The organism is Dactylosporangium vinaceum (assembly GCF_019904175.1).
Lineage (GTDB): Bacteria > Actinomycetota > Actinomycetes > Mycobacteriales > Micromonosporaceae > Dactylosporangium > Dactylosporangium vinaceum.
The window spans coordinates 9,168,306-9,183,340 of the sequence record NZ_CP061913.1 but is presented as its reverse complement, the minus strand read 5'-3'; the positions used below and the strand labels follow the sequence as shown (position 1 = coordinate 9,183,340).

The following is a 15,035-nucleotide window of genomic DNA, read 5'->3' as shown; positions in this document are numbered from 1 at the left end:
CTCACGCGGGGACGAGGATCGCCCCCACGCCCGGAATCGCGTCCTTGCGGGCCCGGGCGATCAGGGCCGCGGCGGCGTCGGGGCCGTTCTCGCCCGTGCGGGACATGCGGGCGGCGATCAGCCCGGCCACCACCGGCGTGGAGAACGAGGTGCCGCTCCACCGGGCCAGGCCCTCGAACCGCTGGGTGGCCCCGCGGCGCGGCGGCTCCGTGTAGGTGTACACGCCGGTGGGGAACGCGTTGATCAGCTGGTCGCCGGGTGCGTAGACGTCCACCCAGGCGCCGAGGTTGCTGAAGCGCGCGCGGTCGCGCCGGTTCGCCGCCAGGGCGCCGACGCCGACCACGCCGCGGGCGGCGGCCGGCCAGAACGGGGTGCGGGCGGCGTCGTTGCCGGCCGCGGCGACCAGGACCACGCCCTTGTACCGGTGCAGGACCCGGTCGTTGAAGGCGTTGAGCAGCATCGGGCCGCCCGGTGTGTCGCTGTAGGTGCCGGCCGACAGGCTGATGATGTCGGGGCTGTCCTGGACCAGGCAGCGTTCGAGCGCGCTCACCAGGTCCCGCTCGAAGACGGTACCCGGCGGGTTCGTGGCCGCCCGGCCGGTCTGGAACAGCACGCCGGGCAGTCCGGCGCGGACGATGACCTCGGCCGCCGGGGCCACGGTCCGGATGACGCCGGCGATGAAGGTGCCGTGGCCGGCGTACCGGTTGATCACCCCGCCGGCGACGCCCGGGTCGGGGTCGCCGGTCACGCCGGCCAGCCACGGTGCCGACACGGCCGGGTCCAGGCCGGTGTCGATGACCACGATGCGGATGCCCTGACCCGCGCTGCGGTCGGCCACGATCGGCGGGTCGGGCGGGCTCAGCGGGGGCACGAAGCCGGGCTCGTCGGCGGGGCAGACACCGGAGTGGTCGGCCAGGTGCAGGAGGTGCTCGGCGCTCGCGATGTCCGGGCCGAGGGGGTCGTGCAGGCGCCGGCCACCCCCGTCGTGCAGGCCCTCGTGGAGCACGCGCAGCGCCTCGGGCACCGTGCGCTCCGGCCCGACCCGCAGATACCGCACCCCGTAGCGGACGTCGCCGTCGACGGGCTCCTCCGGGCGGCGTCTTCCCCCGGGCAGCAGGGCGGCGGCGCGCTCGGTGGCCCGCTCGCCCCTGATCCCGGCGGCCACCAGCATCTCGTGGGCGCGGTCGGCGTACCCGTCGTGGACGAGGACGAAGCCGCGGCGGACGAAGTGCCGGATGCCCCCGGACTCCCGCCAGTCCGGCGGCCCGGGCTCGAGGTAGTCGCCGTACTCCTCGAGCACCATGGCGGTCTGCGCCTCGGCCGGCGTGCGCGCGTTGGCGGAGCGGGGCCAGCTGTCCTCACGATTGACGACCATCGAGCACTGCCTCCTTGTGGGTGTGGGCGGGATGCCAGCGGTGTTGCCGGCGCCGTCGCGTCCGCGCGACGCGCCGGTCGGGGCGGAGCCCGGCCGGTCGGCTGCCGTCGGCGGCCATCGCGGACGCTCCTTCGGGTATGTGCGGCATCGGAGCTCAGCGGGCGTTCGTAGACTGGGCGGCGTGCCCGAGGGCGATGAGCTGCTGCGGCTGGCGCTGTCGCGTCCGCGCGACGCGCTGGCCGAGGCCGACCGGCTGATCGCGGGCGGCGCGGGGCCGCGGCTGCAGTCCGTCGCGTATCAGGCGCGCGCGATCGTGGTGCGCGACGGCGGACGGTTCCGCGACGCGATCCGGCACCTGCGGCAGGCGCTGCGGCTCGCGCAGGCGTCGGGCGACGGCGAGCGGGTGACCGACGTCCAGGCCACCCTCGGGGTGACGCTCGCGATGGCCGGGCGCACCGCCGAGGGCCTGGCCGCGCTCGACGCGGCGGTGGCGTCCAGCTCCGGCCCGGCGGCCGGGCGGGCACTGCTGCGCCGGGCCAGCCACCTGGCCACGATGGGCCGGCGCGAGCAGGCGCTGGCCGACCTGAACCGCGCAATACCCCTGCTGCACCGCGCCGGTGACCTCGTCTGGGAGGCGCGGGCGCGCAGCCACCGGTTCGGCGTGCTCGTCAACTTCGGCGAGGCGGGCCGGGCCGAGCGCGACCTGGCGGTCGCCGAGCGCCTCTTCGCCGCGGCCGGTCAGGAGCTGGAGCTGGCCTTCACCGTCCACAACCGGGCCGACCTCGCCGTGCTCGCCGGCGACCTGCCCGCCGCGCTGGCCTACCTCGACGAGGCCGAGAGCCGGTACGACCGCCTGGGCGCGTACATCTCCGACCTGGTCTTCGACCGCTGCAAGGTCCTGATCGCCGCCGGCCTGGCCAACGAGGCACTGGCCATGGCCGACGCCGGGGTCGCCCGCCTCCCGGGCCGCACCGCCGACAAGGCCGAGCTGCTGTTCGCCGCCGCCCGCGCCGCCCAGGCCGCCGCCCGCCCCGAGGACGCCGCGGCGCGGGCGCGGGCCGCCCGCGACCTGTTCCGCGCCCAGCACCGCGAGTGGTGGGCCGCCCGGGCCGACTTCATCCTGATCCAGTCCCGCTACGACGCCGGGCGCCGCGACGCCCGCACCCGCACCGCGGCCGCCCGCATCGCCGACCGCCTGGACGACCTGCACGCCGAGGAGGCGGCCGCCGCCCACATGCTGGCCGGCCGCCTGGCCACCGCGGCCGGCCACCTCGCCGCGGCCGACCGGCACCTGGCCCGCGCCGCCCGCCTGGGCCGGCGCGGCCCCGCATACGGCCTGGCCGCCGGCTGGCTGGCCCGCGCCCTGCGAGCCCGGGCCCGCGGCGACACTTCCGCCGCGCTGACCGCCTGCCGCCGCGGCCTGGCCGCCGCGGCCGCCCACCAGCAGCGCCTGGGCGCCGTCGAACTGCGCGTCCACGCCGCCCGCCACGGCACCGAGCTGGCCGCGATGGGCCAGCGCCACGCCGTTCGACACAACAACCCGGGCATGCTCCTGCGCTGGAGCGAGCACTGGCGCGCCGGCGCCCTCGCCCGCACCGCGCCGCCGCAGCCCGACGACCACGAGCTCACCGCCGACCTGACGGCCCTGCGCCGGGTCATGAGCCGTCTCGACACCGCCCGCGCGACGGGCGCCGCGACCGGCCCGCTCGAGCAGGAACGGCGCCGGCTCGAGGCGACGATCCGCTCCCGCACCCGCCGTGCCGCCGCCGCGGGCCGGCACCCGGTGGCCGGGCGCGCGCAGCCCGCGGGCCGGCGTGCGGGTGCCGCGGACGGGCGCGTCGGGGCGGGTGGGCGCGGGGAAGCGATGGCGGGTGGGCGCGGGGAAGCGATGGCGGGTGGGCGCCGGGAAGCGATGGCGGGTGGGCGCGAGGAAGCGGGGGCGGGGCGGCCGGCCGATGAGGTCCTCGGGCGGCTCGACGGCCGTTTGCTGGTGGAGCTGGTCGAGGTGGACGGGGTGCTGCATGCGGTGACGGGGCGGGGCGGGCGGGCTCGGCTGCATGAGGTCGGGGCGGCCGCGGCGGCGGCGCGGGAGGTCGAGCTGGCGCGGTTTCTGCTGCGGCGGCTGGCCCGCGGGCGGGTGCCGGGTGGCGCCGAGGAGATGCTGCGCCGGGCGGGGGAGCGCCTGCAGGCCGCCGTTCTCGGCCCGGTGGCGGCGGAGCTGGACGGGCGGCCGGTGGTCATCGTGCCGCCCGGGCCGCTGCACGCCGTTCCCTGGGGAATGCTGCCCGGGCTGCGCGAGGTCGACTGGTGCGTCGTGCCGTCCGCGGCGCTGTGGCTGCGCGCCCGGGAGCTGCCCCCGCAGCCGCGGCGGCGCACCGTGATCGTCGTCGGGCCGGGGCTGGCGGGCACGCGCGCGGAGGCGGAGCGCATCGCGGCCGGATACCGGCGGCCGGTCATCCTGGACGGGGACGCGGCGACGGCGGCGCGGGTGCTCGATGCGGTGGACGGTGCGGCGACCGCGCACATCGCCGCGCACGGTGTCTTCCGGCCCGACAACCCGCTGTTCTCGTCGCTGCGGCTGGCCGACGGGACGCTGACGGTCTACGACTTCGGCCGGCTCCGCCGCGCCCCCCGCCGGCTCATCCTGTCCAGCTGCGAGTCGGGCCTGGCCGCCGCCATGCCCGGCGACGAACTGCTCGGCATGATCAGCGTCCTGGTCCCGCTGGGCACCACCAGCCTGCTCGCCAGCGTCGGGCCGGTGAACGACGCCGCCACCGGCCCGCTCATGGTCGACCTGCACGCCGGCCTGCGCTCCGGTGCGACCTTCGGTGCGGCGCTGGCCCACGTGCGGGCGCGGGCCGCCGGCGATCCGGTCGCCCTCGCCACCGCCATGGCCTTCGTCGCGCTCGGCGAGTGAGGAAGCGCCACCGATCACACTGTCACCCAGGCGGTGGTGACCCGGATGCCCTCGGTGGAGCGGCAGCGCAGCCGGATCGGGCCGGGAGCGATGTGCTCGACGATGAAGCGGCCCAGGTCGTCGACGTCCACCCGATGGTGGGCGCCGGCGGTCTCCAGGTAGCAGTCCTCGGCCGACGCGCCCGAGAGCAGGCCGAGCAGGCGGAGATGCCCGTCGACCGCCTCGACCTCGATCTCGGCCTGGATGCCGCCGCCGTCGAAGGAGAGCAGCCAGCGGCCGGATATCAGGTCGGGCTCGGCCCGCACCGGCTCGTAGAGGGCCGCGCCGGCCTCGGTCCGGGAGTCGGCGATCAGCAGCGCGATCTCCGCGTCCAGGTCCCGGGCCGCGAACGCCGCCTTCGCGGCCGCGGCAAGGTCGGGCGGCGGCGGGTCGAGTGCCGCCGCGACCCGCCGGTATTCGGCCAGCATCTCGTCCTGCCACCCCGGGACTTCGTCATGCGCCATTGCCGATCACCCCGTTCGCGCCTCGGTCGGTCGCCGTGCCATCCCGTCGGCCGGATCGGCCGCACGTGAGTTGACGGTGCGCGCCGCCGGTTTGATACACGACCGTCGCATTTCGGTCACGGTGCAATACCGTAGACCGCCCGGCCGCTATTCGGGGACCGCAACGGCGCTGAAGAACTGGCGGCCGCCCCGCAGGTGCCTGGCGAAGCGCAGGCCGGCGGCGGCCAGCGCAGCGTGCAGGTCGGCCCGGCCGAGGCGGCGGACGGTCGAGCGCAGCTCCCACTGCGCGCCGTCCAGCCGGTAGGTCGAGTGGCCCCGCAGCAGCGTGCCGTCGAAGGACTCGACGTCGAAGTCGCTCTCGAGCGGCCCGATCCGGCCGCCCGTGAAGGATGCGGCGCGGTCGAACCAGGACGGGGGCAGCCACTGCATGATGACCTGGCCGTCCGGGGCGACGTGGCGGCGGCACGCGTCGAGCAGGACCGTGCGCACCGCGGTGTCGGCGGCGTTGATCTGGGTGCCGACCACGAGGACGACCGGGAAGCGCTCGTCGAGTTGCAACGTCGCAAGGCCTGACTCGACGGTCGCGGCGTCGTGGACCAGGGCGAGCATGGCGGCCGAGTCGTCGACGGCGGTCACCGGATGGCCCAGCGCGACGAGCGGGTCGGCGACGCGGCCGCCGGCGCGGCTCAGATCCAGGATTGCGGCGCCCGGCTCGATGTTCGCGTGCACGAAGGCCGGCTCACCGCTGTGGGGCAGCACCGCGAAGAGATCGACCGGGCGCCCGTCGGTGGTGATCGTCGACACCCGTCCACCATCGCACGGCCGTGCCAGGCCCCTCCGGCCTAGGCCCGCAGGGCGGTCCAGGCGGCTCGGCGGCGTCGTTGTTCGGCGGGGTCGGCGACGGGAGCGGCGGCCAGGAGGCGCTTGGTGTACGAGTGGGCCGGCGCGGTGAGGACGTCCGCGGCCGGGCCCAGCTCGACCACGCGGCCGCGGAGCATCACGGCCACGCGGTCGGCCACGCGCTGGATGACCGACAGGTCGTGGCTGATGAAGACGGCGGCGAAGCCGCGTTCGTCCTGCAGGCGGTGGAACAGGGCCAGGATCTTCGCCTGGACGGAGACGTCCAGGGCGCTCGTCGGCTCGTCGGCGATGAGCAGCTCGGGGTCCAGGGCCAGGGCGCGGGCCAGGGCCACGCGCTGGCGCTGGCCGCCGGACAGCTCGTGCGGGTAGCGGGAGCGGAAGGCGGCGGGGAGCTCGACCGCCTCCAGGAGCTCGCAGACGCGGGCGGTCAGGGCCGGGCCGGACAGGACGCGGTGCAGCTCGATGGGCTCGGCGACGCCGGCGCCCACGGTGTTGCGCGGGTTCAGCGTGGACGCCGGGTCCTGGAACACGACGCCTATGCGGCGCCGGGCCGCCCGCAGCGCCGGGCGGCTCAGCGTGGCCAGGTCGGTGCCCAGGAGCTCGACCCGGCCCGCGGCCGGGGTCAGCAGGCCGGTGATGAGGGCGGCCAGGGTGCTCTTGCCGGAGCCGGACTCGCCGACCAGGCCCAGCACCTCGCCCGCACCGACCTCCAGGGACACGTCGTCGACCGCGCGGACGGGCGGGCTGCGGAACCGTCCGCGGTAGGTGGCCGTGGCGCCGATCAGACGTACCACCGGCGCCGCTTGCGGGGTTGGCTTCTTCGACGGTGGTGCGGCCGCCACCGCGCCCAGCAGCTCGCGGGTGTAGCCGGCCGAGGGGGCGGCGAACAGGGTGGTGACGTCGTTCTGCTCGACGATGCGCCCGTCGCGCATCACGACCACGCGGTCGGCCAGGTCGGCCACGACGCCCATGTCGTGGGTGATGAGCAGGAGCGACATGCCGATCCGGGCCTTCAGGTCGCGCAGCAGCCCCAGGACCTCGGCCTGCACCGTCACGTCGAGGGCGGTGGTGGGCTCGTCGGCGATGAGCAGGGCCGGGTCGTTGGCGATGGCCATGGCGATGACGACCCGCTGGAGCTGGCCGCCGGAAAGCTCGTGCGGATACGAACGGGCGATCCGGGCGGGGTCGCTCAGGCCGGCCAGCTCGAGCAGCTCGAGGGTGCGCGCCCGGGCGAGCCGGGCCGTCCGCAGCGCCTCCCGGACCTGATAGCCGCAGGTGAACACCGGGTTCAGGGCGCTCATCGGCTCCTGGAAGACCATCGCCACGTCCTTGCCGCGGATCGCCCGGCGGCGGGCCGGCGACACCGTGAACAGGTCGGTGCCGTCCAGGAGCGCCGAGCCGGTCACCTCGGCGTTGCCGGGCAGCAGGCCCAGCAGCGACAGGGCGGTGACGGTCTTGCCGGAGCCGGACTCGCCGACGATGGCGAGCACCTCGCCGCGGCCGGCGGTGAAGCTCACGTCGCGGACCACCGGGCGGCCCGCGAAGCTCACCCCGAGCCCGCGGACCGCCAGCAGCGGACCGGTGGTCATCGGTTGAGCCCGACCTGCAGGTAGTTGGGGTAGGCCGGGAAGTCGGGGATCTGGAAGCCGGTGACGCCCGAGCCGTGCAGGAACGAGTTGCGGGTGAAGATGAGCGGCACGACCGGTGAGTCCTGCATGATGCGCCGGTCGAGCTGGGCCCACAGCTTCGCCGCCGCGGCCGGGTCGACGGTGCTCTGCGCCTCCTCGATCAGCCGGTCGACCTCCGGGCTGCTGTACCGCGAGCTGTTGTACGCCCCGTTGCCGATCTCCGAGGTCGCGAACAGCGGCTGCAGGTTGGCGTTGGGGCTGGGGAAGTCGGGCTGCCACGAGGTGAGCACCAGGTCGTAGTCGGGGTTGTTGCCGGTGGTGGCCTCCTCGAAGGCGTCGGAGTCCAGGGCCTTGATGGTCACCTTGATGCCGGCCCGGGACAGGCCGGCCTGGATCGCCTGGGCCTTGGCCGCGTAGTCGTTGGCGTTGGACGCCACCAGGACGAGATTGTCCAGACCGTTGGGGAGGCCGGCCTCGGCGAGCAGCGCCTTGGCCTTGGCCGGGTCGCCCGCCGGCGGCGCCGGGTAGAGGTCGAACTGCTCGCGGCCGGCGATGCCGTCGGTGATGAGCGTGGTGGCGATGTCGCCGGCGAGCGCGGCGCTGCCGGCCGAGGCGACCTGGTAGGCGCCCTTGTCCACGGCGTACTGGAACGCCTGGCGGACCTTCGGGTCGGTCAGCTTGCCGCGGGTCGTGTTGATGGCCAGGTAGGCCAGCGCGCCCGACTTCGAGGTGACGACCCGCTGCTTGGCCGCGGCGTTGCCCTGCACCTGGGCCAGCTGCGCCGGGGCGACGAACGGCAGGCCGAACGCGAACCTGTCGTTGCCCGAGTCGTCGATGAGCCGCTTGGAGATGACCGAGGACTGCTGGCCGAGCTGGAACACGACCGCGTCGGGCAGGCCGGTGCGGATCGGGTCGTTCGCCCGTGACCAGTTCGGGTTGCGCTCGAGGCGGATCTCCACGCCGGACTGGTACTTCGCCACCTGGAACGGGCCGGAGGCGACCGGGTGCTCGCCGTAGGTCGCCTCGCTGCCCTTGCCCTTCGGCACCGGGGCGAACGCGGGCGTGCTGACCACCCAGGGCCAGTCACCGTACGCGCGGGCCAGGTGGAACACGATCGTCTTGTCGTCCGGCGTCTCGATCGAGGCCAGGTCCTTGCCCTCGAACGGCCCGCGGTACGTGGCCGCGCTGTCCAGCAGCGCCTTGTGATACGCCAGGCCACCGGAGAACGCCGGGGTGAACGAGCGCTCCACGCCCCAGCGGATGTCGGCCGACGTGATCGGGGAGCCGTCGCTGAACTTAAGCCCGTCGCGCAGCGTGTAGGTCCACGTCTTGCCGCCGTCGGAGACTTTGCCGGTGTCGGTGGCCAGGTCGGGCACGACGGTGGTCGTCTTGCCGGGCGCCGCGTCCCAGGCGGTCAGCCGCCGGTGCACCAGGCCCAGCGACGTGATCGGCAGGCTGGAGCTCTTGCCCGGGTCGAAGAGGTTGGTGGCCCGGTCGGACAGCACGTAGAGCGTGCCGCCGGCCTTGGCCGAGCCGCCGGCGGCCGGGGTCGCCTCGTTGGCGCCGCAGCCGGCCAGCAGTCCGGTGCTCAGCGCGGCCAGGGCGATCGCGGCCGGCAGTGCGCGATGACGCATGTGCCCTCCCTCGGGCTAGGAACGGGTCCGTGGATCCAGCAGGCCGTAGACGATGTCGACGGCGAAGTTGCAGAAGACGACGAGCAGCGCGGCGAAGAGCGTCAAGCCGAGCAGCAGTGGTACGTCCAGTTCGTGCACGGCCCCGATGATGAGCGCGCCGATGCCGGGCAGGCCGAACACGCGCTCGGTGATGACCGCCCCGCCGAGCAGCGAGCCGAGGTCGATGCCGAAGAGCGTGACGACCGGCAGCAGGACGTTGCGCAGCGCGTGGCGGCCGACGACCCGGCGCTCGGTGAGGCCCTTGGCCCGGGCCGTGCGGATGTAGTCCTCGCCGAACGCCTCGAGCATCTGCCCGCGGGTGAGCCGGGCGTAGAGCGCGGCGTGCACGTAGGCGAGGACCAGCCAGGGCAGGATCAGGTGCCAGGCCCAGTCGACCGGGCTCTCGGTGAGCGGCACGTAGCCGTGCACGGGCACCATGTCGAGCGTGAACCCGAACACCAGGATCCCGAGCAGGCCGAGCAGGTAGGTCGGGGCGGAGACGCCGGCCACCGCACCGGCCATGACGATCCGGTCGACGGCGGTGCCGGGCCGGGTGGCCGCCAGGACGCCGGTGCCGACGCCGAGCACCAGCCAGAGGACCGCGGCGCCGAGCGCCAGCGAGGCGGTCACCGGCGCGTGGCTGCCGATGAGGTCGATCACCTGGGCGTTCTGCTGGAAGGAGTAGCCGAAGCACGGGGCCGGGCAGTGGATCGCGGCGGCGCCCTCGCCGAACGTGCGCCCGGCGACGATGCCGCCGAGGAAGTCCAGCAGTTGGCGCCACCAGGGCTCGCCGAAGCCCATGAAGTCGCGGGCCACCGCGAGGTTCTCCGGCGTGCAGGGCCGGCCGCAGGCGAGCCGGGCCGGGTCGGCCGGCAGCAGGTAGAACACGAGGTAGCTGATCAGCGCGATCATCAGCAGCACGACGAGCATCCCGCCCAGCCGGCCGGCGACGAACCGGACCGCCCGCATCAGCGCCGCCCGCCGGTCAGGATCGTCATCCGCGGGTCGAACGCGTCGCGCAGGCCGTCGCCGAGCAGGTTGAGCGCCAGGGTGGCCAGAAACAGTGCGCCGCCGGGAAACAGCAGGAACATCGGGTCGGTGGAGACCCAGTCGACGGCGTCGCCGATCGACCGGCCCCAGCTCGGCCGGGGCGGCGGGATCCCGGCGCCGAGGAACGACAGCGCGGCCTCGGCGCCGATGCGCTCCGGCACCAGCAGCGTCGCCACCACGATGATCGGCACCAGCAGGTTGGGCAGGATCTGGCGGCGCAGGACCTGCCCGGTGCTCGCGCCCATGACCCGCGAGGCCGACACGAACGTGCGCCGGCGCAGGGTGAGCGTCTGCGCCCGCACCACCCGGGCCACCCGCGGCCAGCCGAAGAAGCCCAGCAGCAGGATGAGCAGCAGCGGCCGGGGGAAGCTGAGCGGCGTCACCGCCCCGAGCGCGATCATGAAGATGAGGTACGGGAAGCCGAACATGACGTCGGCGGTCCGGCTGACCAGCCGGTCGGTCCAGCCGCCGCGGTAGCCGGCCACCATGCCCAGCACCACGCCGAGCGCGACCGACACGGCGGTCGCGGCGAGCCCGATAAGCAGCGAGGTCCGCGCGCCGTGGGCGACGATCGCGAACAGGTCGCGCCCGGTGAGCGGCTCGACCCCGAACCAGTGCGCGCCGCCGGCGCCGCCGAAGGAGCCGGGCGGGGCGCCGGTGCTCGGATCGAGAGCGCCGGTGTCGTACGTGTACGGGTCCTGGCCCTCGATCGCGCACAGGACGTCGGCGCCGGCCGCGAGCAGGCCCAGCAGCCCGATGGTGACCGCGCCGGCCAGCGCCCAGCGATCGTGCCGCAGCGCGCGCCGGACGGTCCCGGTCACCGAGGGCGAGAGCCGCTCCGACGTCTCTGTCGGAATACCCATTGGACCCACTTGCATGATAGGAATAGCGACGGACGAACGTCGATCTGCAACCGATTTTGTCGGCGCTTTCCGTTAAAGTCAAATATGGGAATTCATAGATTTAACGAGCCCGGCGGCTTCGTCCCGTGACGCGGGTGGTGCGCCAGACCGGCTCGCGCTGCAGGGGATTGGTGGGCCCGGCGGCGCGGTACCACTGGAGGCAGAAGAGCGCGATGAGCACGGCGTCGACGATGTCGCCGCCGTAGTACATCAGCTGGGCGCCGGCCCGGGCGTCGCCGGGCAGTACGCCGGCCGGTGGGTGGGCGTAGAGGTACTTGGCGAGGATGGCGTGGGCCGTCAGGAAGCCCAGCAGCGCGGCCGTCCGGATCGCGCGGCTCGGGCGGTGCCGGACGGGGTCGACGCCGATCGTGGCGGCGGTGAGGAGGTAGCCCGCGACCAGGATGTGGGCGTGGACCAGCAGATGCAGCCAGGGGTGCCCGGCCATCGCGCGGTAGAGGCCGGTGGTGTACAGCGCCCACAGGCCGCCGGCGTCGAGGACCGCTGCGGTCACGGGATGCGCGAGGACCGCTGCCGGGGTGCTGGTCAGCAGGTGGGCCAGGGTGCGGGCGGGGTGTACCGGCAACGCTTTCAGGGCCAGTGTCACGGGGGCGGCGGACACCAGCAGCAGCGGTGCGATCATCCCGAGGAGCAGGTGGACGGCCATGTGCGCGGTGAAGTGGTGGTGGGCCGACTCCGGCAGCGGGCCGGTCAGGGCGGCCGCCGCGGCCGCCACACCGGCGATCCAGGCGGCGGCGCGCTCGGGCGGCCACGACCGGCCCCGGTGGTGCACCGCGACGACACCGGCCAGGTAGGCGCCGGCCGCGGCCCCGAGGAGCCAGGCGATCAAGGACGGCGCCTTGCGCGGAGCACGAGGGCCGCGCCGATGAGGATCAGGACGGCGGCGAGGATGTTCCACGTCCAGTCGTACGGTGCGATGTCGACGTGGTAGCGGATCTGGTGCAGCCGCATCAGCTTGTGCTGGACGGTGCCGTCGTAGAGCTGGAAGCCGCCGGCGCCGAGCAGCAGGCCGCCCCACCATGCGGGCGCGCTGAACGCCTGGCGGCGGCGCACGTCGGCGAACAGGAAGAGCGCGGCGACGGTACTGAACCAGCCGAACGCGTGGAACAGGCCGTCGGACACCAGGCCGGCCGCGGGCGTCGACCGGTCGTAGAAGTGGTGCCAGTGCAGCAGCTGGTGGAAGACCGCCTCGTCCACGAACGCCGCGACACCCACGCCGAGCAGCACTCCGGCGAGCACGTTGCGGCCCCGGGCCGCCGGCGACCCGGCCGGCTCGGTGACCGCGCGAGGAGCACTCGACATCGAACACCTCCTTCGGATGCCGGGGCCGCTACCCCGGCCCGGCCGGGCCAAACTTGTGCAATGCTTCGGGACGCGTTCGCGCGGAAGGGGCCTTTCCATGTCCGACAGCAGCACCGATGCCTCCCTTCTGGCGGGTCAGGCGGCGCTGAGGGCGGGTCGTTTCGTCGAGGCGTTGGAGTCCTACGAGCGGGTGCTCGACCACCACCGGCCGGACGCGTGGCCGGGGTGCGACGACGCCTGCGAGGCGGCACTGCGGGGCCTGGTGATCGTCGTCGGCGGGGTCGAGGTCGAACCGGAACGGATGCGGCGGTTCCTGGCGGCGGCGCTGCCGCACGCCACGACCGGGTCGCAGATCCTCCTGGATGCCGCCCGGATCTACCTGCGGCTCGGTGAGGTCGACCAGGTGCTGGCCATGCTGTGGAAGGCGCGCGCTCACAATGCGCATCGGGAGGTCGCCGCCGTGCTCGATGAGCCGGCGTTCACTGCGCTCGTGGCCGACGACAGGTTCCGGGATCTCGTCGACGATCTGCCCGGTGCGCGTGCGAGCGGCGACGGACGCTACCCCCGCACGGGCAGGTGGGTGTCTGGCCTGCACCGGCACACGATGGCCAGGCTGGTGGCCGGCCCGGCGCCGCAGGCCTTGGAGATACGCGAGTACGTCGACGCACTGCAGCGGATCGAGTCAGGCTCGCGGGGCCGTTGGCGCGGCGTCGGCGCGTGTCTGGACGCCGAGGTCGCCGAGGCCGCGGCCTTCTGGGCGCGGCATTGCGCGGGCGAGGACCGGCCCGCGGAGTCACGCGACCGCTCCGACCTCCGCGTCCTGGAAGCGGGCATCCGCGCGACTGTGCGCCTGTACGACAAGGAGCTGGCCCCGGCGTTGTATGCCGAGTGGCGCCGCCGCGACTCGCGCCGTCCGTCAAGCAAGCACAGCCGGCTCGGGTCGTTCATGGACGGCGTGGTCGACGACTGCCCGCAGTGTGTGCGGGACATGCAGACGCTGGCGGCCGGCGGCTTCGACGACGCCTGCGCCCAGCTGGTGCGCGCCGGCCGGCCCGCCGAGGCATACACCGACGACGAGGTCGCACTCATCGCGTGGGTGAGCGCGGGGCGCCACCCGGGCAAGCGCCTGTTTGCCCAGCGCGACCGCAATCTGGTGTGGTACACCGACCTGCGCTACGGGTACGAGCCCATCGTCTTCGACGGTACGTCGATCCAGCCGCCTACGCTGCCGTGTGCGACCTGGCCGGCGTCCGACGCCGACTTCGTCGCCGGGGCCACCGGCTGCGACGAGCGCGTCGTGGGCTGGTCCGGCCGGCACACCTACCGGGTGGCGCAGCGCTACGGCCGCCACGTCCTGTTGATGAACAGCCAGTACTTCACCTCCCGCGACGGGGCCGAGATGACCGGCGTGGTGTGGCTGTCGCCGCCCTCTGCGCGGGAGGCGTCGGCCTTGATGAGCGACATCGCCGCCTCCGCGCCGAAAGGCTTCAAACGGCTGCCAGTCTGGTCCGACGCCAGGCACGGGGCAGTCATGCGCAGCTACGACGATCAGACAGCGGTCGGCATCTGGGGAAACCGGTGGGTCCGTGGCAGCGTCAACCCCACACTCGACGAGGAGTTCGCCAGCGAGGCATCGGCGATCGCAGCGTTCGAGGCGATGGAGCTGGAGAAGCTGAAGGCCGGCGAGACCATCACCAACTTCTGGCTCTGGCACCCGGATCGGCCGGACCGCTGATCCAACGCGGAGCGAGACCGGCTACCCCGGCTACTCCCGGGGTAGCGGCATGGTCGAGGCCCTGCCCGTGTAGCACCTCGGCGTCGGGTGGCCACATCACCAGGTCCGGGTGTCAGTCGACGACGATGACCGTCTTGCCGGGCAGCGCGCCGTTGCCGGCATCCCGGTGAACGGCCGGCAGGTCGTCCAGCGGGCGCCGGTCGGCGATGTGCAGCTGGAGTACGCCGCTGTCGATACGGGCAACCAGGTCGGCCAGGTGGGAGGCGTCGGGGGCGACCCACACACCTGCCGTGCGAACGGAGCGTGCATCGTCGGCCGGCACCTGTCCGGCGGAGCTGACGACGATGCCGCCGTCGGCCACGTAAGCGGTCAGCTTCGCGAGATCGCCGGGAGCCAGGCGTACGTGGTTGATCACCACATCGAAGGGGCCATCGACGGCGGCCGGACCGGCGTCGAGGTCCAGCGGGCCGACGACGCGCGCCGCACCGTAGCCGCTGAGCCGGTCGACATGTTGCGGCCCGTCGACGGCAGTCACCTTGGCGCCGGCATCGACGGCGAGCTGGACCACGATGCTGCCCACGGCGCCGCCGGCTCCGTTGACGAGCACGGTGTGACCGGCCTCGATCCTGGCGAGCTCGACGGCCGCTTGGCGGGCGGCCAGTCCGGTCAACGGCAAGGCCGCGGCGTCCATCAACGCGATGCTGTGGGGCGCGGCCGTGACCAGGTCGGCCGCGACGAGCGCGTACTCGGCAGCTCCGCCGTGCTCGTCCAGCGGGAACATGGCGATGACCTCGTCGCCCGGCCGAAGCCCGGTGACCCCGGCGCCGAGCTCGGCGACGGTGCCGGCGACGTCGAGGCCGGGGGTGATCGGCAGAGCGGTGGGGATGGCCTCGGCGAGCACGCCGAGGCGGATGTGGTCGTCGACGGGGTTGAACGAGGTCGCCGCCACCTTGACCAATACCTGGCCCGGCCCGGGAACCGGCCGCTCGACGTCTTCCCGGCGCAGGACCTCGGCGCTGCCGAACTCGTGATAACGAATCGCCTTCATGCCATCTCCAATGTGGTGAACGA

General features: G+C 74.1%; 12 protein-coding genes. 2 read left to right on the top strand and 10 right to left on the bottom strand.

Annotated elements, in window-relative coordinates; all coding sequences use genetic code 11:
- Position 1 precedes the first annotated feature (1 nt).
- Positions 2-1,375, bottom strand: coding sequence for a S8/S53 family peptidase (locus tag Dvina_RS41075; protein WP_223095576.1), 1,374 nt, complete (start codon positions 1,373-1,375; stop codon positions 2-4).
- 181 nt (positions 1,376-1,556) lie between these two features.
- Between Dvina_RS41075 and Dvina_RS55410 the strand changes: the two genes are divergently transcribed.
- Positions 1,557-4,292 carry a CHAT domain-containing protein gene (locus Dvina_RS55410; protein ID WP_223095574.1) on the top strand — a complete coding sequence of 912 codons (2,736 nt, stop codon included), beginning with the start codon at positions 1,557-1,559 and terminating at the stop codon, positions 4,290-4,292.
- 14 nt (positions 4,293-4,306) lie between these two features.
- Here Dvina_RS55410 and Dvina_RS41065 read toward each other — a convergent pair whose 3' ends face one another.
- The 8 genes from Dvina_RS41065 to Dvina_RS41030 all read right to left on the bottom strand — a co-directional run bounded on the left by Dvina_RS41065 (position 4,307) and on the right by Dvina_RS41030 (position 12,229).
- Positions 4,307-4,795 carry a hypothetical protein gene (locus Dvina_RS41065; RefSeq protein WP_223095572.1) on the bottom strand — a complete coding sequence of 163 codons (489 nt, stop codon included), beginning with the start codon at positions 4,793-4,795 and terminating at the stop codon, positions 4,307-4,309.
- A 147-nt stretch (positions 4,796-4,942) separates the two neighbouring features.
- Positions 4,943-5,599, bottom strand: a complete 657-nt coding sequence (locus tag Dvina_RS41060) for a class I SAM-dependent methyltransferase (protein ID WP_223095570.1) — start codon at positions 5,597-5,599, stop codon at positions 4,943-4,945.
- Positions 5,600-5,637: 38 nt separating this feature from the next.
- Positions 5,638-7,245, bottom strand: coding sequence for a dipeptide ABC transporter ATP-binding protein (locus Dvina_RS41055; RefSeq protein ID WP_223095568.1), 1,608 nt, complete (start codon positions 7,243-7,245; stop codon positions 5,638-5,640).
- A complete protein-coding gene (locus tag Dvina_RS41050; protein ID WP_223095566.1) occupies positions 7,242-8,918 on the bottom strand; it encodes an ABC transporter substrate-binding protein in 1,677 nt (558 codons plus the stop codon). The genes Dvina_RS41055 and Dvina_RS41050 overlap by 4 nt, the downstream gene beginning before the upstream one ends.
- A gap of 15 nt (positions 8,919-8,933) precedes the next feature.
- Entirely contained in the window at positions 8,934-9,926 is a 993-nt protein-coding gene (locus Dvina_RS41045; RefSeq protein ID WP_223095564.1) for an ABC transporter permease, read from the bottom strand.
- The gene (locus Dvina_RS41040) at positions 9,926-10,870 is read right to left on the bottom strand and encodes an ABC transporter permease (protein ID WP_223095562.1); all 945 of its coding nucleotides are present in this window, start codon (positions 10,868-10,870) and stop codon (positions 9,926-9,928) included. Before Dvina_RS41040 ends, Dvina_RS41045 begins: the two co-directional genes overlap by 1 nt.
- A gap of 100 nt (positions 10,871-10,970) precedes the next feature.
- Positions 10,971-11,756 carry a cytochrome c oxidase assembly protein gene (locus tag Dvina_RS41035; protein ID WP_223095560.1) on the bottom strand — a complete coding sequence of 262 codons (786 nt, stop codon included), beginning with the start codon at positions 11,754-11,756 and terminating at the stop codon, positions 10,971-10,973.
- Positions 11,753-12,229, bottom strand: coding sequence for a DUF2243 domain-containing protein (locus Dvina_RS41030; protein WP_223095558.1), 477 nt, complete (start codon positions 12,227-12,229; stop codon positions 11,753-11,755). Before Dvina_RS41030 ends, Dvina_RS41035 begins: the two co-directional genes overlap by 4 nt.
- A gap of 97 nt (positions 12,230-12,326) precedes the next feature.
- Between Dvina_RS41030 and Dvina_RS41025 the strand changes: the two genes are divergently transcribed.
- The gene (locus Dvina_RS41025) at positions 12,327-13,964 is read left to right on the top strand and encodes a hypothetical protein (RefSeq protein WP_223095556.1); all 1,638 of its coding nucleotides are present in this window, start codon (positions 12,327-12,329) and stop codon (positions 13,962-13,964) included.
- 112 nt (positions 13,965-14,076) lie between these two features.
- On the opposite strand, the gene Dvina_RS41020 is transcribed toward Dvina_RS41025, so the two are convergent.
- A complete protein-coding gene (locus tag Dvina_RS41020; RefSeq protein WP_223095554.1) occupies positions 14,077-15,012 on the bottom strand; it encodes an NADP-dependent oxidoreductase in 936 nt (311 codons plus the stop codon).
- Between the last annotated feature and the right edge of the window lie 23 nt (positions 15,013-15,035).